Consider the following 18,688-nt stretch of genomic DNA (forward strand, 5'->3'; position numbering starts at 1 on the left):
TTGTATCGTCCAATAAATGCTACTGAAAAAAGCATGGCCAAAAGCTTGTGAATAAAATGTGAGACTATAAAGAAGTGATACTATTCTTTCCAAAGGATCAATCATAGGAATAGAAATAGAAAAGATATAAATAATCAAACCAAAAATGACAAAAGTCTATACGATTCTATTTATTCTGGATTTTATAAAACCAAATGAACTTTTTCCTTCTGATGATAATGAAATAACAAATCCACTAATTAGAAAAAATATATCTACCCCAAAATCCCCGAAATATAAGGCATTAATAACATAAGCTTGAGGAATAAAGCCAGATAATGGGCTAGCAAATAATGATAAAAAATAACCATCATGCAAGCTGCAAACCTAAGTCCATCTAGCGCTTCAATTCTTGTTTTTATTTTCATTTCAGGTTTCTTTATATTTATCACGTTATTATTTTGGATTAAATTTCTATTAATTATAAAATTAGATAAATTACACGATTATAAAGCTAACATTAGTTATTTTTGATTTTGTTAGGCTTAGTTTTGACTTTTATTTTTATTCCTAAAAAACAAATTATGTAGCATTTATCTGTTTTCCAAACCCCAATCATTCTTTGCCAAAGATTTAGAAAAAGAGAGTTGACATTTTCAATGTGGGAATAATTTTTTTTATACAATGAAATAATAAAAGGATTTGTAGGATAAAAATCGAGTAATTGAAATTTATTGACTAAATCCGTTGCTTTGGATAATACTTTTTTTCTGCCATTCTTTTTTGCATAATAAAGGCTATCCCAAAGATTTTTTTCAAATAAATCACATAATATTGGTTCTATTTTTGAAAATAAATTCCATTTAAAAATGAATTTTAAAAGATATTCAAAACATAATAATTTGTCTAATCCATTATTATATTTTCCTAATTTTTCAATATTTCTTTTTGAGGTTAATCCCATTATTGAATTATCTCGTATCGTGTAGTTATATAGCTTTTCATTCATAAAATACACTTTATGAGAAACTAACATGTATGACCAAAAAAAAGGATTATCTTCGTATAACAGACCATTAGGAAAACTGATTTTATATTCTTTTATAAGCTGTTGCTTGTAAATTTTATTCCATGCACACACATCCATATTTTTTAGAATCTCAGGAGTTAAACTAATACTCCCATGATATTTATGTATATAATATTTTTCCTGATTCGTATCAGAACATTGAGATTCAAATACTAAATTAGTTGAAAAATAAACTGCATCTATATCATCTGAGTTGAAGTGTTGGAGAGCTAATTCATAAGTATTTATTTCAATATAATCGTCAGAATCAACAAATGTGATAAATTTTCCTGAAGCATTTGATATACCAACATTTCTAGCTACAGATAAACCTTCATTTTGTTTCGAAATGATTTTGATTCTTTGATCTATTTCTTGATATTTTTCTAAAATAGATAAAGAATCATCGGTAGATCCGTCATTAATACATATTATTTCAATATTATTTATTGTTTGATTAATGACGCTATCTAAACATCTTTTTAAATAATTAGCTGTATTATATACAGGTATAATAACAGTAAGTATTGGAAAAACATTCATAAATTTATCAAAATTTACCTGAGCTAATGGGATTAAACATTATTTTACCACAATTTCCTGAAATAATCCTTTCAAACCTACAGGGTTAACAGAAACTATTTCAGTATCTGGATAAACATGATTGGAAAAGGTTTTGAAATTTTGCCAACCTTGTAAAATATTTGGCAAATCACCTTTTAAAGAAGGTGAAATTGATTTTTTATTATCATCAAAGTAACCCTCTTCAGTACAATCACATCCAACTAAATAAATTTTCTTAGGATTGGTATAAAGGGCAAATGCTAGAGCAGAAAAAACCACTGAACCAAAATCAGGCAACAAGCAAGAAGAAATATCCCTCACAAATGGTGTATGCATTCCTCCCGTATAATAACGTTTTGCACCATATTTAATTAAATAGCTTTCAGGTATTGCACATGTTTCCATTGTTAGTACATCGCCATAAAATTTCTGACATTTACCTTGTCCATAGTGATTTATGTTTGAAATTTCATTTTTTAATCCGGAGATATCCTGGATAAATAAAAAATCAAAATCTACTTTATCAAATTTGTACGCTCTATTTACTCCAATGTGAATCACATTAGGGATAGGTACATAATCATTCAAAGATGGACCTGTAGCAAGTATTGCAATCTCTTTATTATTAAACATATTTTTATATGGTAAGAAAGTTTTTTGATGTGTGATAAACACAGAATTATTAATACTTATTTTCTTATCTAAACCCTGCATTCGAACATTTAAACTTTGTTTTGTATCTAAATTATCAGCTACAAGTTTATTAACTTCTGTTTCAAAGTTTTTATTCAATAAAGCAAAATTTTCTAAACTATTTTTGTATATCAAATTGAACTCATTTTTAATGTCAATAAATTTGTCATTTATGTCATTTATTTCATTTTTAATATTTTCAAATTTAGAATCTAATAATTGGTTATATTCGTCATTCATTGTATTTGTTGGATTATCAGAATTATTAATCGCCAAATGGATATCATCTCGCAATCCTTGTAATTGACAATCAACATGATGCATCAATTTATCATATAACCGATCAGCTCTATTTTTTGAGTCTTGAAAATGCCAATTCATGACGTTTTTCACATCTTCAATTTTGAATTCAAACATTTTCTGCAAATTGATTTTTTTAAATTTCAGTCCTAAAATTCGGTAGCACTTGAAATAAGAATTTACTTGTTTCTTAGAATACAAGCGTATACCTAAAAAGTAATATTTTTTCTCATTATATTTAATCTTTTTCTTAAAAAACGGAATAAAATTAAATAATTTAAAAGTTGAACATGAGTTATTTGAATTATTAAGGTTTTTATACTCATCAGAATTATTTATATTTGACGTTGTATTTATTAATTCCTCATGATTGATTTCTTCCGGTTCAGGTTCGGGCAAATCTGACCATGGAGATAAATGACAATATCGCCACCATATTGAATAAAAAAATCTAACTTTTCGATTTATCCAAGGCTTGTTAGCCCCACCATAGTGATAGATTCTAGGATGAGTGAAGGCTTCTTGAATATCTTTCTTATCGTAAAAAGCATCATAGTATAAATCAATGTCGTGATGCATATCACAAAACACATTATATGAAGGAGGAAAATGTTCCAATAAGTGTGGATGAGTCTGACCAACAATATAATTAAGCGTATCTTGATCTGCGTACGGAGGGTTTGGATGATTATCTAAAAATTCAAAAGCTTTTTTGAATAACTCTAATTCTTTTGCTTTTTTAACATTTAATAAAAAGAAACCAGCATTAAAATAAGGATACTTTAATGGATTATTCTGAAAATTTTTTAGATCTTTCCATTCCATAAAATGTTTTAAAATACTATCTCTATATTGCATAGCAAGTATTTCAACAACAGCACCCATAACGTTTTCTTCATCAAACTTATCATATAAATAAGAAAGATCAGAATCAATAATCATATCACCATCAATATAAAAACATTTATCAACATCATCTGGTAATATATCTAACATTAACAATCTATAGTAAACAACAAGATTTACATATTGCAAAACAAATTTACTAGTATCGATACAGTCAAAAAGATGGATATAATCTTCCATGTCTACAAAAATGATTTCACACGGCCTCACTTTTTTTACATCTTCAAGCCTCTTCTTATCATCTTTAGTAAAACCTTGAACAAATACAAAAAAACGTGCTCGTCTATTCTCGGCTAGGTTAAGCAGAATAGAAGTCATACAAACACCTAATGGAGCTACATAATTATTATCACCAGTTAAAACAAAATTTATATAACTACTTTTCATCGTTAATGTATTCCTAAAAATTTATATTTCTATCGATAATATTTCTTAGTAATTGTTAAAATAGGTAGGTTGAAAGCATAATATTTCATTTTGTTCTTCTTTTCTTTTCTTTTATAAACCGGAATATATTTGAACAAATGATAATTGATACGCTTATTTTCCTTATTGACTGTTAAGATTGGCAAATTAAAGAAAAAATATGATGATAAATTCTTCTTAGATAATTTTTTGAAAACAACTAAATTACCTATTTTGAATTTATTTTTGGTCTGAATTTTATTCTCATATTCAAAATTATACCATTCTTTACAAATTGGAACATATTTTTCATGATTAAAATCAAAAGCATGATTGACATTAGCAAGCATCTTTTTATCTTTTGGAGTGGAAACAGAGCAAAAAATATTGACCCAATCAAAAATATTTTTCCACGTAATAAATGGGTTCCAATTTGGAAATGAAGACAATAAATCCTTCGCAAATTCTACAATACCTTGCGAGAGAACAGGATAGATTTCACTACGAATTTTGTCATTATTATCTGGTTTTTTATAGATTGGGTTCCCATTTCTAAAATCTTTGATTGGCGGTTCAGGTGATGTCATAAAAAATTCCATGACATCCCAATCTTTTATCCACGAAAATTTATCTTCTCGATAAGCTCTTAATATATAATCATCTAGATTAATATTTGTATTTTCATTAGCTTGTAACAAAAAGTAGTATCCATAAAGTTGCTTCCCTATTATTTTTTCAATCAATCTTTGCGATGATAAATTAATTGAACAGGTATCGATAATAGCGAGATTTTCTTTTAAGGATAAATTTTCTATATAATCTTTATAAGATTTCGTTTCCTCTTCAGCAAGTTTCTTGTATATATCAATATGTTGCTCAATAAAAGCTACACCTTCTTCAGTTGAAGTGATATTAGGTGTTTTTTCTTTCAAAATATTATTTCGTTCTTTATAGTGAGATAATATGTTTTTGACTGCTGAAAATTTTTCATTGGGATCAATATACTTATTTTGATTAAAATCTAGATAAAACAGAGTACTCAATACCCTTGGTGCATAAATATAACTTGATTTAACTTCATCATCATTCATTAGATCAAACACTTTTTTTAATGAATATCCATCTCTAGCAACGAAAAGTGCATTATTGATATTATCTTTTTCGAATGACTTTTTTAACCAATAAACATAAGAAAATACGGTCGGACCGGCATAATTATAACCAAAGTTTTTCCAATAATTTTTATCAAATTTTAGATGATTATAAGCAAGTAATCCAAGCAATATTGAGGCACCAACATCATTAGGATTTTGATCATAGTACATTTTAGTACGTATATTGCTTTCAAATAACTGATCTATTGCTTTTTTGTAATGATAAGCATCAATTCCTTTCTCTATCGCTCTTTCATAATCGGAATAATAATTATCCCCAATATGTAATAGTGTATTAGGAGCAGTGATATTTAAATCATTTAAAATAAGTGTATAAAGTGTGCCATTGTGTTTTGTAACTAAAGTTTCAGAAGATAAATAAAAATGATCATATTTGTTATAACCATTTTTATGTAAGATATTAATTAATATATCTTTTGACAAGTACATGTCTGAAGTGATAATTATTTTCTTTTTTTTCTTCAAGGCGTATTTGTAAACTTGATAGATATCTTTATTGACTTTTAAAGCCGCTATTTCATGCTCTATTTCTTTACATTTAAAGGTTCGGAAATAATCTGGTAATTGTTGATATATCTCATCTAATGTTATTTCCCCTGCCGAAGTGTGGGCTCTAGCATTAGTTTCAGCCGCTATTCGCGCTTTAAAAAAACCAAGAATATTATAAAGCTTTTCCATATGCAAAAATAAATCTGTAGGTTTTGCATATATTCTTAATAATAGAGTGTCAAAAATATCAAACGAAATTATTTCATGAGTGTCAATTAATTTTTTTACTTTATCTAGCATAAGTATTTAAAACCTTTTAAATGTATAAAAATTATATGCATACATATTCTGTTTCTGACAAAAAGCAATATATATTTGTATATTTAATATAAATAATTTACATGATTTTGGTAAGTATAGCTTTTTAAAATTACTCTGTTATCTTAAGAAAATACATTATTTAAATACAATAATTCACAAAGTAATGCTTAAACTAATTTCTATAAATTATAATTAACAGAATAATGTCTCTAAAAACGGCAATTTATTTAAAAAGGCATGAAGTAAGAATTTGAGCTGAAACTATTTTCATCATACTCTTACAAATTCACTTAAAAACGATAAAATTTTTTAAAGCCTACCTCACACTATTATTAAGAAAATAGAGCTTCACTTTTAACAGTGTCTTGAATAAATTTTAACATTATACACACATATTGAAATTGAAACATTAGGTAATCTAAAATTCATCTTATTATTTGTTTGCTATTTAAATATGCTATAACCGTCTTTTTCAACCCACTGTCGAACTCCTCTTGAGGTTGCCAACCTAATTCTTTCGTTATTTTAGATGAATCGATAGCATATCGATAATCATGGCCCGGTCTGTCAGATACAAATTGAATTAAATCCCGATATTTTATTATTCCATTTTTATATTGGGGAGCAAGTTCATCGAGTATTTTACAAAGTTTTTCAACTAATACTATATTGGTTGATTCGTTATTAGCACCAATATTATATGTTTCGCCTATTTTACCATTGATTAAAACTGAATATAAAGCTTTAGCATGATCTTCTACATATATCCAGTCACGTATTTGTCGTCCATTACCATAAATAAGGATCGGTTTACCGGCAAGTGCATTTGAAATGACTGATGGAATTAATTTTTCAGTGTGTTGAAAAGGACCATAATTATTTGTGCTATGAGTGATAATTGTTGGTAGGCCATAAGTTTTATACCAAGATCTAACTAGATGATCGCTCGATGCCTTTGATGCTGAATACGGGCTGTTTGGTGCATAAGAAGTCGATTCAGTGAAAAGATGGTTTGAATTTTGCAGTTCCCCATACACCTCATCGGTAGAAACATGAAGAAAGCAAAAATTATTCTTTGCTAATGTAGTTAAAGTATCAAAATAACAGCGATATGCTTCAAGTATAGTATAAGTACCCACTATATTTGTTTCGATAAATACATCAGGACGATTGATAGAGCAATCGACATGACTTTCAGCTGCAAGATGCATTACTGCATCAGGACGATATTGTTGAAAAATCCGATCTAGCTCTGGTCTATTACAAATATCGATTTTTTCAAAAAAATAACGTTTATTGTCAGATACCTCTGCAAGTGCTTGCAAATTTGCAGCATAAGTCAGTTTATCAATATTAATAACTTGATGCACTGTCTGTTCAATAATATAGCGAATAACAGCCGAACCAATAAAACCCGCACCACCAGTTATTAAAATTTTTTTGCTATTAGACAAAACTACCGCCCTATGCCATAATCCCTAAGCTTATTGGCAATCGCAGTATGCGATACACCTAATCGTTTGGCCAATTTTCTTGAGCTTGGATATTGATCATACAATTTTAATAAGATCTCTTTTTCAAATTGTTTGGTTATTTCATCGAGTGTCTTATTCTCGATATTATCGAAATTAGACAATTTTGATGAAGTTTGCATTGGTAGTTCAATATCTTTTATTGTTAATTTAGAGCACGCTAATTGAGACAATGCAGAATATAAGATATTTTTGAGTTGCCGAACATTTCCCGGCCATGAGTAACTTGATAAATAATCAAAAACTTCATTATCAATTTCAGGAGGATTAATTCCTTGCTTGTCTGCAAATTCATTGACAAAAATCTTGATTAAAGGAGCGATATCTTCTTTACGCTCTTGCAATGAAGGTAGGTGCAATGAAAGGACATTGAGCCGGTAATACAAATCTTTTCTAAATTTACCTTGCTCAACTAAATTGGCTAAATCTACTTTTGTTGCACAAATAATACGGACATCAACATAAACTTCATTATCATCACCTACACGACGAAAATAGCCATCATTGATAAAACGTAGTAATTTAGTTTGCATTTGAAATGACATTTCATCTATGCCATCAAGCAAAACTGAGCCACCATTCGCTTGCTCAAAAAAACCTTTTTTACTTTCAATTGCGCCTGGATAAGCTCCGGCTGCATGACCATACAATTCACTTTCAACCACTTCATCGGGCATCGCCGCACAGTTTAATGCAAGAAAAGTTTGATCACCTCGTGCACTATACTGGTGACAAGCGTTGGCAAGCAGGTCCTTTCCGGTACCCGTTTCACCAGAAATGAGAAGCGGTTCTCTTTGCATTGAAAAAGCTTTTGATTGTTTAATAAGTTTTTGCATTACAACACTTTGAGTGGCAAAAATAGCAAACGCATGATGATTAACTACTTTAATTTTTGACAAGTGTTTTTTTAAGTATTCAATAGACTGAACAATAAAGACGATTTTTGATGATTCCACGACTTTTTGTAATAAAAAGTACTGAGAATTTAAAACAATAATTAAGTCGTCTTGTTGTTCTAATTCATCGAGATGTTTAAGATTAAAAATAATCTGATAATCAAATGGTTGATTTAATATTAACGACGTTGAACCAAATAGCTCTATTGCCTTGTCATTATATGCAATGAGTTGCTGGTTATGATTAATTTCAATGATGGCGGCTTGCATAATCTGCCCACTTCTCGTTTAGTCTCATTAAATTTACATGACGACGTTGCCAATCATGGCTTGTCTTCAAATCTTTATTAGTAATTTTGCTGTCAGCCAGTAACAGTTTGGCTTTACTTGTAGTTAAAGGCTGTGTTTTATTTAAAACGTCTAATTGCTCTAAAATAGACAATGTTCCTTGACGATTATTACAGGCTAAAAGTAAATCACAACCGGCCAATAATGCTGCTTGAGCACGCTGCGCATGGTTACCCAAGATGGACGCACCTTCCATCGATAAATCATCAGAAAAAATCACACCATTAAAATGCAGTTGCTGGCGAAGGACTGTTTTGAGCCAATAAGGAGAACCACTGGCAGGTTTATCATCAAAAGCTGGATAAATTACATGTGCTGGCATAATTGCATCAAGTTTGTTATCGGCAATAAGTTTGGCAAAAATCTGCATATCTTGCTCTATTGATGATTTGTCACGGTGATCAATTGGTGTTTCTTTGTGTGAATCAGCAATCACATGACCATGCCCCGGAAAGTGCTTGCCAGTTGTTTTCATACCAGCACTGTGCATTCCATCAATCATTGCAGAAGCAATTTGATAAGCGATATTGACATCTTCATGAAATGAGCGTGTTCCAATTGCTAAGCAATCATGACCTAAATCTAATACTGGTGCATAGCTAAGGTCGATATCGAAAGCCATAAGCTCTGTAGCAAGCATCCAACCGGCATCAAATGCCAAGGATTTAGCTTGAGGTAACGCATTTAGAGCGGCAAAAGATTGCGCAGGAGGAATAATAGTAAAGCCCTGTTTAAAACGTTGAACTCGCCCACCTTCATGATCAACAGATATTAATAAACGCTCTGATGAGACAGCTCGAATCTGATTAATTAAATCACTCAATTGTGCTGGATCTTGATAATTACGGCCAAATAAGATCACTCCAGCAACTAATGGATTTTGCAGAAGTTTTTTATCATCTTCACTTAATGATATACCTTCAACATCAATTAACAACGGCCCCATTATTTAGTTTCCTCTTGGGTTGAAGAAACCGATGATGACGAATTGTGTTGTTGAGGGAAATCTTTTGATGTTACGCGAGTTAAGATTTCACCAGTTTGCGTTGACAGTAACTCCATAGAAAGATTAGCATCATTGTTGTCTGTCGGCAGTTTATTAATCGTTGTAAATAACACATAACCCGCATTGATAGATTTCGCTAAGCCAATCATTTTACTACGTGAAACCAGTTTATCATCAGCAGAAATACCCAACGCTTGTTTTGCTTGGATGATAGATTGCTTATCAGCAATAACAAAAAGATTTTGTTTATTCATTAAGCTGTGCAATGTTTCATCAATCTGATTTTTTGCTAAATAATCACCACTACGATTCTGAATATCACTAATCAGCAAAACTTTATTACCATCAATTGAAGATGAGGATTGCAATATTTTATGCACAAACGGTGACAATATACTATTCCAATCAGTTGATTTCACAATTGATGGCGGCGTCTCAATCACATCAGTATTATTTACTTGCGAGTCTTCAACCGGTGGTTTTATTTCAATAGGTTTAGTTTGACTAAAAATCTGACAACCAGCTAAGATAAAACTTAATGCACCAATAATGACAACATGCTTGATCTGTTTCATATAATAATTAACCTATTAAATGACCTAAATTCTTACCACCAAGTAAATGCATATGAATATGAAACACTTCTTGACCGCCGTCTTTATTACAATTCATAATTAAGCGGTAACCACTTTCATCTATGCCTTCTTGTTTTGCTATTTTAGCAGCGACAGTCATCATATGACCTAATACTAATTCGTCTTGTTCGGTAATATCGTTAATCGTTGGGATCAATTTATTAGGTATAATTAAAATATGGGTGGGTGCTTGAGGAGAAATGTCTCGAAATGCAGTGACTTTTTCATCTTGAAAAACAATATCTGCTGGAATTTCATGCCGAATAATTTTACTAAAAATGGTTTCCTCAGCCATCGTGTTTCTCCTTTTCATTTATCAATATTTATGATTTCATAACTTCATTATTGCAAGCATAGCATATTTTGAAGAGAAAAATGTATACAAATCGTTACATTTTACAGGTGTAATATCAAATTTGCCATGACACTTAAAATTATCCGTACTTTGCAAGTAAAAAATCTAATGCAACCATTTGTCAATTATATTGTGTTGATATATAATGCCCCGTCGATTTCAACCGCCTATTTTTCATGTTCCTTGCTTTCAATGGGTTGCGGTTGCCCCGACAGAAAGCTGATTAATCCGTAGGGAGCGATAATGCGTCATTACGAAATTGTATTTATGGTTCACCCAGATCAAAGTGAACAAGTACCTGGTATGATTGAACGTTATACTGGTACATTAACCACTGATGGTGGAAAAATCCATCGTTTAGAAGATTGGGGTCGTCGCCAATTAGCCTATCCTATCGAAAAACTGCATAAAGCACACTATGTGTTAATGAATGTAGAAGCTACTCAAGAAGCAGTAAATGAACTTGAAGATAACTTCCGTTTTAATGATGCAGTAATTCGCAGTTTAATTATGCGTACAAAACACGCTGTAACTGAAACTTCACCTATGTTAAAAGCTAAAGACGAGCGTCGTAACGCTGAAGAAGATTTTAGCGATGTAAACATGGATGATGATTCCGAAGAATAATCGTTTAGAGTTATCGGGTATTGTTACTAAAACACCGATACGAAGAATGAGTCCGAGTGGGATTTCGCACTGTCAGTTTTATTTAGAACACGTTTCTGAACAAATCGAAGCAGAACTCCCAAGACAAGCATGGTGTACAATACCAGTTATCGTCAGCGGGCAACAAGAGTTAAGTTACAGTATTAAAAAAGGCAGCAAAGTATTAGTAAGTGGCTTTATCAGCACACATACTAAACGAGATAAAACCAGTCAAATAGTTTTACATGCTGACCAAATTAAACTATTAGGAGAATAGCCAAATGGCACGTTATTTCCGTCGTCGCAAATTCTGCCGTTTTACTGCAGAAGGCGTTAAAGAAATTGATTATAAAGATGTTTCTTTATTAAAAAGCTATATCACAGAAAGTGGTAAAATTGTACCAAGCCGTATTACTGGTACTAGCGCAAAATATCAACGTCAATTAGCTCGCGCTATTAAACGCGCTCGTTACTTGGCATTATTACCATATACTGACAACCATCAGTAATTAGCAACAGAGGAACATATAATGCAAATTATTCTACTCGATAAAGTTGCTAATTTAGGCAGCTTAGGTGATCAAGTTAATGTTAAAGCAGGTTATGCACGTAACTTTTTGATTCCACAAGGTAAAGCCGTACCTGCAACTAAAAAGAATATTGAATTCTTTGAAGCACGTCGTGCTGAATTAGAAGCTAAACTTGCTGAAACATTAAAAGCCGCAGAACAACGCGTTGCTGAAATCAATGCTCTAGGTAAAGTTACTATCCAATCTAAAGCAGGTGATGAAGGTAGATTGTTCGGTTCAATTGGTACTCGTGATATCGCTGATGCAGTTAAAGCTCGTGGTATTAATGTATCAAAAAGCGAAGTTCGCTTACCAAATGGTGTATTGCGTACCACTGGTGAACACGAAGTATTCTTCCAAGTTCATAGTGAAGCTTTTGCTAAACTTATTGTTGATATTATTCCTGAATAATCATTCTACAATGATAAAAACCCGTCAATTATGTACGGGTTTTTTTATTTTCTCGATTACCATTACAAAGCAAATTTAACTAAATAGCAATTTATTACATTAAATCAACTATTTTAGTTAATGACGAGGGATGTTCCTCTTCCACGACTATCTGAAACAGCCTCTGGTTGTTTATCAGTTACCTTAATCGCTTGAATATCACCATTAAAATCCTGTTGCTCAAAACGATAGCCCATTTGTTCTAGTTTGTGTTTAAAATCCTCAGGGACTTTCTTTTGATAAGGTTCGGTAAAAATCACATTTTTAGGTAATAATTGATGATGATAACGTGGTGCATCCATAGCGGCTTTCAATGACATGTGATTATCAAATACATTTGTTATCACTTGGAAGATTGAAGTAAAAATCCTTGAACCACCAGGCGTACCAATGACCATAACCACATCATTATTTTTAATCAATATACTTGGCGTCATCGACGATAAGGGTCGTTTGTTAGGTTCAATAGCGTTAGCATCTTTACCCACTACACCAAATTGGTTGGCAACACCTGGCTTACTGCTAAAATCATCCATTTCATTATTTAAAATAATGCCTGTGCCTTCAATCACAACCGTTGATCCAAACCAGCCATTAAGCGTATAAGTATTAGAAGCCGCATTACCCCATTTATCTACCACTGAAAAATGCGTTGTTTGCAGTTTTTCAGGTTCACTAGTTAAACCAGGTTTAACTTGTTCGGTGATAGAAATTGCTGTTGGATTCACTTGTTTAGCTCTTTCTGCCACATATTTAGCATCAATCAATTTCGCAACGGGCACAGTAACAAAATCGGGATCACCCATATATTCAGCGCGATCGGCAAATACTCGCTTTTCTATTTCAGCTAATAAATGGATATATTGTGGAGAATTAACGGAAACATTTTCAAAATCATTTGCTAAATCTTGTTTCATTAAAAGTAATTGAATTAAGCCCACACCACCTGAACTTGGTGGAGGCGCTGTCACAATCTGCATATCATGCCAATTTGCAACAAGTGGATCTCGCCATTTAGCTTGATAATTAGCTAAATCACTTTCACTAATTAAGCCATCATTTTGTATCATTTGCTGTGCAATTAATTTTGCCGTTTTTCCTTTATAAAAGCCATCACTTCCCTGCTCAGCAATACTTTCAAGTACTTTGCCAAGTTCAGGTTGTTTGAACACTTTACCTTCTTGCATTGAACCAAAGTATTGTTTAAAGTGACCATTAGTAGGGGCTGATGCTTCAACTTCTTGATAACGTTCAATCAACTGTTTATTGACAGTAAACCCATCATTGGCAAAACGAATTGCAGGTGCTAATACCTCTTTCCAGGTTAATTTACCAAATCGCTGATGGATTGCCCACATGCCTGCAACCGTTCCAGGTACGCCCGAAGCTTTATGAGAATACAAACTTAAGTCAGTAATAACATTCTTATTTTCATCAAGGAACATATCTTTATCGGCTTTTTGTGGGGCAGTTTCTCGATAATCAATGAAATAGGGCTTTCCCTCCATCCAAAGCGTCATAAAACCACCGCCACCAATATTACCTGCTTCAGGATAAGTCACAGCCAATGCAAAGGCGGTAGCAACAGCAGCATCAGCAGCATTACCACCTTTGGTTAACATTTCTTGCCCAGCAATCGCACCATAATAATCAGGCGACGCTATTGCGCCTGATTCAAATTTTTGTTTACCATTTTCAACCGCATATATGGGCTGACAAAACATAAAAAACAGGATAAGGTAGCAATACTTTATCAACTGGCCTTTGCAATTTAACATTTTGTACCTCCTCATCAATATTGTATTTTCGTCCTTCCCTTTTACTCAAAGTACCAACAAAACATGATTAAATCATAATACTATTGAATAAAAGGGAATTATCAATATAGCATATAATTTTAAAAAATTGAGTAAATATTAAACAATATCAAATTAAGGTGAACCAAAATATTTGAGGCATATGTCAAATATGAGAATTTGAGAGAGAAATAGAAAGAGCGTCATCATTTTAATAAAAATTTAAACGCTCTAACAAGAATCAAAGGCAGAATATAGGTTCTGTATTTAACTATTTACCTTTTGTTGTTCTCCTTTAAAAAGTTTGTTGTCGTATAACTTTACAAAAGGTAAATAGATCAATAATGCCAAAATGGCCGAAAATATAGCAACAATCGCGGCTTTATAATCTCCACCTGTACCAATAAAAGCACCTAATCCTGCTGGGGATGGCCAAGGCACTAACGCAATAATAGGATTCATAAAACCACTACTTATAGCAAAATAACCCAACGTACCGCAAGCCATTGGCGCTAATAAAAATGGTATGGCAAGATATGGGTTATAAACGATTGGCATACCAAAGATAATAGGTTCATTAATATTGAAAATCGCAGGCACAACCGAAGCCCGACCTAATATTTTTAATTGACTAGATTTAGCAAAAAAAGCAATAAAAAAGGTCATTAATAGCGTTGAGCCAGATCCGCCTAAAATGACTAATGAATTATTAAATTCACCAGCAAAAGGAATATGTGAACCAGAAGCATTTTCAGCCATATTGGCTAACATTATTGGCGTTATAAACGCACCGATAATACTAGCACCATGAATACCAACAACCCAAAGTGCATGAATTAAAAATAGAATTACCATGATACCAAGCCAACTTTTGGTTAGATTGGTCACAAAAGTAAATGGCACACCAATAATATCAAAAATATCGGTACCAAAGTAAATTAAAATGCCATTAAGAATGATGATAGTAAATGCGATGACAAATGTTGGAATTAAAGCAGTGAACGATCGTGAAACACCTAACGGAACAGTTTCGGGCATTTTGACAACCCAATTTCGTCTAACACAAACAAAATAAAGTTGAGTTGCAACTATCGCCATGACAATAGCAATAAAAATACCCGAAGTACCTAACCGAAAAATAAAAGGTTTTAAGCGTAAACCATTAAAAACCAATTCTGTTGTATCATTAAGTAAAACGACAGAGCCATTTTTCAAAACAAGCTCAGGTAAAGTCATCATAAAAGCAAATATGGAAAGCATGGCTCCATTGAGTGGACTAACTTTTAAACCCGTCTCTTCTTGTTCAATTTTAGTTAGTTCATAACCAACAACAATATTAAAATAGATCGCTAAAATCCCCATGGTTGCTGTATTAGCAATCATATAAAGATCACTTATTCGAAAAATCGTATTCTCAAATAGACTTTCTAAACCAGTAAAAGTCATCGGTAATGTATTAAAGACTAAAAACATCGATCCTACGATACAAAAAGGAATTGATGCCATACCTGCCGCCATCACTGCTCGTACAATTTTAAATTGTGATATTTTTGCCATAGGCGACATCAAGTACTTTTGTAAAAACATAAATCCAGTATTCATCTTGTTTTCCTCATCTAATTAATGATCGCTTGGTAAGCTAGAATTCTTTGATAGTGTTTATCTTTGTTACGCTCAATCTTTTTCAATTTATAGAGCATTAACAGCGAAATAGTTAGACACCCCAACAAGAGCACAAAAATAGTAGTTAATGTTGTTGGTGCTACTTTTAAAAATGGAAAAAATAAATGAAACACAGAGCTATAAACAGTAATAGTTACCATGCAATAACTGATAAAAATGGTTTGATAAAATAACTTGGCAAACGGTAATCTATTTTGATGTTGTCGATATAATTTAATTTGTTCAAAGCTGGCTAATGTGCCCAGAATAAAAATCATAGCTGGTAAAATAGCCATAAATGACAGTGAACCAAGTAAAAATACCAACCAATAGAGATTTAAAAATAGGAATAACGCGGTGCTGTAACGAACGGCTAAAAAGCGATTGAAATAAAGGTTAGTTAAACTTGCTTTCTGATGTATTTTTAACTGTTTGTCCATGATTAGATTTAACCTCGTAATTTTTCGGTAAGCTGATGATTGAGTTCGTACAGATGGACCATTTCAATGGCAATTTCTCGCATAGTCATGGTTGTCATTAAATGATCTTGTGCGTGCACCATAATAATTTCCATGTTGATTTTGATGCCATTAGCATAACTTTGCAGTAAACCAGTTTGCGATTTGTGTGCTTGAAGAATCTGTTCATTGGCTTGTTCAAGGAGTTGTTTTGCTAAGTTAAAATCAGTTTGCCGCATAGCGTTAAATGCATCATGAATTTTGGTTTTGGCATTACCACTATGTAAAATAATGTTAAAAGCAATCAATTGAAGATCATCGGAACTCATTTCATCATTCATGGCTATGCTCCTTTTCAATAAGTTGAATAAAAAGTTGTCTAAATTGATTAAAATTTTGCGTTTTGAGTAATTTGGCTTGCATATCAAAGCTATCTATTAAATTGACAATCGCTTTAGTCATCATCGCTAAGTTGGGATTTTGATAAATAGACGGTGAAATCAAAAAAACAAAATGTATTTTCGGGTGATTTTGCTGCCAAAATAGCCCTTCAGGAATAAGAGCAATGCCTATTTTTGACAGCTTGCCTACAGGTTCAGCCGGATGAGGGACGGCAATGGTATCACTAAAAAAAATATCGCCTAGTAACGAACGCTTATCTATCTGTTTTAGCATTTTATTTGTATAACAGCAGGATTCATTTATCGATAATCGATCCAGTAATCGAACTAACAATTCATCTTTTGATATAGGATGTTGACAGATATAAAAATAGTCGGCACTTAAATCATCAATAACTTGCTCAATATGCGTTAATTCACCTGAAACACTGGGCATTACTTTGTTGAATGCGGTACGATTCACAGAATTAAAATGTTTTTTTGAAGCAAGATAACAACGAATTTTTTGCACATCGTCTTCAGTAAAAAATACAGAAACCTGAAAAACGGGAATTTTAAACACTTTTGATGAAAGATCGACGGAAGAGATGATAAAATCCACCTCATCTAACATTTCGGGATCAATTTCATAATATCCTCGTGTGTCGACAATTTTAATTCGTTCTTGAAATTCACGTTCAACCCGATTTTTTAATAGTTGAGCACTGCCTAAGCCTGTAGCACAAATAATTAAAACTTTCGCTTTTTGTTCATTTTTTAGTTTTTCGATTGATGCTAAAAAGTGGAGGGCTAAATAACCCCACTCATCATCTTGAATAGAATAGTTTTTTAAGTTTGGAAGTTGGCTAAAATAATGTTTAACCAATTCAAACAGTTCAGCCGAACAGGTTTTGATTTCTTTAAGTAATGGATTTTCTAAAGTTATATTTTGTTCTAAGCGTACTAACATCGGTTTTAAATGCTGTACTAATCCATTTTTTAACTGCTCATCGTTCAAAAATTGGTAACCTGTTTCATGTTGAATTTTGACTAGCAAATTGTTCAATATTAAGCTTAATTGGCTATCTAAATTCTGCTCAATAACATTGGATTTACTCATCAAATGTAAAGTTAAGTACATCTGCTCTTCTTTAGGGAAAGAAAATCCAATTACGACTTCAATTCGATTAATAATTTTTTGAGCAACTTGGTACTCCAAAGCGTGATTAGCTGAGCTGGGCAAATCAAGATTTTGAATTAATAATCCTGATTGTAAACGTTTTATACTTAATGCCAAATGCAACACAATATTTTGCATCATTACATCAGATAGTTTAATTTTTGCTTCACGACATTCATCTAAAATAATAATGGTTAAAGTATCAAAACTTATTACATCACTAAATTTATTGAGATAACTCAAACGGTGTAAAAAATTGAGTGTTTCTTCATGAAAAAAATAGCTCATAATGAAATGTCGCTTTGCTTTTTCTGCACCATCAACATAAAACAAGCTGCGATTTTTTTTTAAAGTGAGTTCAAAAGGTTGCAGTTGAAGCTTGATATCTTGCATGTCTTTGCATAATTGCGATGTACTAATAAATAACTGTTCTGATAATGTTTCAATATCTATTGTTTGGCTTTCAAGTAATAAAAGATTTAGGATATGATGTTTTCTTTGGCAAAGTTCTCGACAATTAACTTGTTCTTGATTGGGATCCAATAAGTGATGTTTAATTAAAAATTGATTAAATACGGTTCTATCTTTTACTTGTAGTTGGTACCCATAACCTTGCTTACTCACAATAATGGCACCATTTTCTTCAATGAGTGATTTGAGATCATGAAGATAAGTACGTACCGTTCTATCGGATAACGACAATGCTTTTGCGAGCATGGCACTACTTTTGAATATATTTTTAGAACAGACCATTAAAGCAATAAGGTCACGTTGTTTGTTTTTTATCATTATCATTCTTACCTGTGGCAACTAAAACCGCTATACAAAATATCGTGGTTAAATTTATCTACGCGAAAAACTCACCGACCAAGGTA

18 protein-coding genes are annotated in these 18,688 nt (G+C 32.0%); 4 read left to right on the forward strand and 14 right to left on the reverse strand.

Annotated features, from left to right (window positions below; translation table 11 throughout):
* Positions 1-156: 156 nt before the first annotated feature.
* From J3U57_RS12760 to hinT, 9 genes are all read right to left on the reverse strand, one after another.
* Positions 157-357 (reverse strand): acyltransferase family protein, encoded by a 201-nt coding sequence (locus tag J3U57_RS12760; RefSeq protein WP_416379645.1) that lies wholly within the window; start codon positions 355-357, stop codon positions 157-159.
* Positions 358-499: 142 nt separating this feature from the next.
* The gene (locus J3U57_RS03525) at positions 500-1,591 is read right to left on the reverse strand and encodes a glycosyltransferase (RefSeq protein ID WP_267343780.1); all 1,092 of its coding nucleotides are present in this window, start codon (positions 1,589-1,591) and stop codon (positions 500-502) included.
* Positions 1,592-1,630: 39 nt separating this feature from the next.
* The gene (locus J3U57_RS03530; protein ID WP_267343779.1) at positions 1,631-3,898 is read right to left on the reverse strand and encodes a glycosyltransferase family 8 protein; all 2,268 of its coding nucleotides are present in this window, start codon (positions 3,896-3,898) and stop codon (positions 1,631-1,633) included.
* A 29-nt stretch (positions 3,899-3,927) separates the two neighbouring features.
* Entirely contained in the window at positions 3,928-5,880 is a 1,953-nt protein-coding gene (locus tag J3U57_RS03535) for an HAD family hydrolase (protein WP_267343778.1), read from the reverse strand.
* Positions 5,881-6,326: 446 nt separating this feature from the next.
* Positions 6,327-7,355, reverse strand: coding sequence for a dTDP-glucose 4,6-dehydratase (gene rfbB, locus J3U57_RS03540; protein WP_267343777.1), 1,029 nt, complete (start codon positions 7,353-7,355; stop codon positions 6,327-6,329).
* Positions 7,356-7,357: 2 nt separating this feature from the next.
* Positions 7,358-8,599, reverse strand: coding sequence for a sigma 54-interacting transcriptional regulator (locus tag J3U57_RS03545; RefSeq protein WP_267343776.1), 1,242 nt, complete (start codon positions 8,597-8,599; stop codon positions 7,358-7,360).
* Positions 8,580-9,623 (reverse strand): beta-N-acetylhexosaminidase, encoded by a 1,044-nt coding sequence (gene nagZ, locus J3U57_RS03550; protein WP_267343775.1) that lies wholly within the window; start codon positions 9,621-9,623, stop codon positions 8,580-8,582. Before nagZ ends, J3U57_RS03545 begins: the two co-directional genes overlap by 20 nt.
* On the reverse strand, positions 9,623-10,258 hold the full coding sequence (locus tag J3U57_RS03555; protein ID WP_267333178.1) for a hypothetical protein: 636 nt from the start codon (positions 10,256-10,258) through the stop codon (positions 9,623-9,625). The genes nagZ and J3U57_RS03555 overlap by 1 nt, the downstream gene beginning before the upstream one ends.
* Positions 10,259-10,265: 7 nt before the next feature.
* Positions 10,266-10,613, reverse strand: coding sequence for a purine nucleoside phosphoramidase (gene hinT, locus J3U57_RS03560; protein ID WP_065634402.1), 348 nt, complete (start codon positions 10,611-10,613; stop codon positions 10,266-10,268).
* A 303-nt stretch (positions 10,614-10,916) separates the two neighbouring features.
* On the opposite strand from hinT, the gene rpsF reads away from it, so the two are divergent.
* From rpsF to rplI, 4 genes are read left to right on the forward strand one after another with little or no spacing between them, the layout of a single operon-like run.
* Entirely contained in the window at positions 10,917-11,300 is a 384-nt protein-coding gene (gene rpsF / locus J3U57_RS03565) for a 30S ribosomal protein S6 (protein ID WP_065634401.1), read from the forward strand.
* The gene (priB, locus tag J3U57_RS03570) at positions 11,287-11,595 is read left to right on the forward strand and encodes a primosomal replication protein N (protein WP_416379561.1); all 309 of its coding nucleotides are present in this window, start codon (positions 11,287-11,289) and stop codon (positions 11,593-11,595) included. The genes rpsF and priB overlap by 14 nt, the downstream gene beginning before the upstream one ends.
* Before the next feature lie 4 nt (positions 11,596-11,599).
* Positions 11,600-11,827, forward strand: a complete 228-nt coding sequence (rpsR, locus tag J3U57_RS03575) for a 30S ribosomal protein S18 (protein ID WP_025314965.1) — start codon at positions 11,600-11,602, stop codon at positions 11,825-11,827.
* A gap of 21 nt (positions 11,828-11,848) precedes the next feature.
* Positions 11,849-12,298, forward strand: coding sequence for a 50S ribosomal protein L9 (gene rplI, locus J3U57_RS03580; protein ID WP_065634399.1), 450 nt, complete (start codon positions 11,849-11,851; stop codon positions 12,296-12,298).
* A gap of 113 nt (positions 12,299-12,411) precedes the next feature.
* On the opposite strand, the gene ggt is transcribed toward rplI, so the two are convergent.
* The 5 genes from ggt to J3U57_RS03605 all read right to left on the reverse strand — a co-directional run bounded on the left by ggt (position 12,412) and on the right by J3U57_RS03605 (position 18,602).
* Entirely contained in the window at positions 12,412-14,061 is a 1,650-nt protein-coding gene (gene ggt, locus J3U57_RS03585) for a gamma-glutamyltransferase (protein WP_416379562.1), read from the reverse strand.
* 339 nt (positions 14,062-14,400) lie between these two features.
* On the reverse strand, positions 14,401-15,735 hold the full coding sequence (gene celB / locus J3U57_RS03590; protein ID WP_267343774.1) for a PTS cellobiose transporter subunit IIC: 1,335 nt from the start codon (positions 15,733-15,735) through the stop codon (positions 14,401-14,403).
* 14 nt (positions 15,736-15,749) lie between these two features.
* Positions 15,750-16,235, reverse strand: a complete 486-nt coding sequence (locus J3U57_RS03595) for a hypothetical protein (RefSeq protein ID WP_267333181.1) — start codon at positions 16,233-16,235, stop codon at positions 15,750-15,752.
* A gap of 8 nt (positions 16,236-16,243) precedes the next feature.
* Positions 16,244-16,582, reverse strand: a complete 339-nt coding sequence (locus J3U57_RS03600; protein WP_416379563.1) for a PTS cellobiose transporter subunit IIA — start codon at positions 16,580-16,582, stop codon at positions 16,244-16,246.
* A 4-nt stretch (positions 16,583-16,586) separates the two neighbouring features.
* Positions 16,587-18,602: a BglG family transcription antiterminator gene (locus J3U57_RS03605; protein WP_267343773.1), complete on the reverse strand. Its 2,016-nt coding sequence runs from the start codon at positions 18,600-18,602 to the stop codon at positions 16,587-16,589.
* Positions 18,603-18,688: the final 86 nt, after the last annotated feature.

This window comes from Gilliamella sp. B3464 (assembly GCF_026536145.1).
GTDB lineage: Bacteria > Pseudomonadota > Gammaproteobacteria > Enterobacterales > Orbaceae > Gilliamella.

Excerpts from the sequence above, each read along its gene's own strand:
- J3U57_RS03525 (WP_267343780.1), bottom strand. The coding sequence starts at position 1,591 with ATGAATGTTTTTCCAATACTTACTGTTATTATACCTGTATATAATACA.
- J3U57_RS03530 (WP_267343779.1), bottom strand. The coding sequence starts at position 3,898 with ATGAAAAGTAGTTATATAAATTTTGTTTTAACTGGTGATAATAATTAT.
- J3U57_RS03535 (WP_267343778.1), bottom strand. The coding sequence starts at position 5,880 with ATGCTAGATAAAGTAAAAAAATTAATTGACACTCATGAAATAATTTCG.
- J3U57_RS03545 (WP_267343776.1), bottom strand. The coding sequence starts at position 8,599 with ATGCAAGCCGCCATCATTGAAATTAATCATAACCAGCAACTCATTGCA.
- nagZ (WP_267343775.1), bottom strand. The coding sequence starts at position 9,623 with ATGGGGCCGTTGTTAATTGATGTTGAAGGTATATCATTAAGTGAAGAT.
- J3U57_RS03555 (WP_267333178.1), bottom strand. The coding sequence starts at position 10,258 with ATGAAACAGATCAAGCATGTTGTCATTATTGGTGCATTAAGTTTTATC.
- hinT (WP_065634402.1), bottom strand. The coding sequence starts at position 10,613 with ATGGCTGAGGAAACCATTTTTAGTAAAATTATTCGGCATGAAATTCCA.
- rpsF (WP_065634401.1), top strand. The coding sequence starts at position 10,917 with ATGCGTCATTACGAAATTGTATTTATGGTTCACCCAGATCAAAGTGAA.
- rpsR (WP_025314965.1), top strand. The coding sequence starts at position 11,600 with ATGGCACGTTATTTCCGTCGTCGCAAATTCTGCCGTTTTACTGCAGAA.
- rplI (WP_065634399.1), top strand. The coding sequence starts at position 11,849 with ATGCAAATTATTCTACTCGATAAAGTTGCTAATTTAGGCAGCTTAGGT.
- ggt (WP_416379562.1), bottom strand. The coding sequence starts at position 14,061 with ATGTTTTGTCAGCCCATATATGCGGTTGAAAATGGTAAACAAAAATTT.
- celB (WP_267343774.1), bottom strand. The coding sequence starts at position 15,735 with ATGAATACTGGATTTATGTTTTTACAAAAGTACTTGATGTCGCCTATG.
- J3U57_RS03595 (WP_267333181.1), bottom strand. The coding sequence starts at position 16,235 with ATGGACAAACAGTTAAAAATACATCAGAAAGCAAGTTTAACTAACCTT.
- J3U57_RS03600 (WP_416379563.1), bottom strand. The coding sequence starts at position 16,582 with ATGAGTTCCGATGATCTTCAATTGATTGCTTTTAACATTATTTTACAT.
- J3U57_RS03605 (WP_267343773.1), bottom strand. The coding sequence starts at position 18,602 with ATGATAAAAAACAAACAACGTGACCTTATTGCTTTAATGGTCTGTTCT.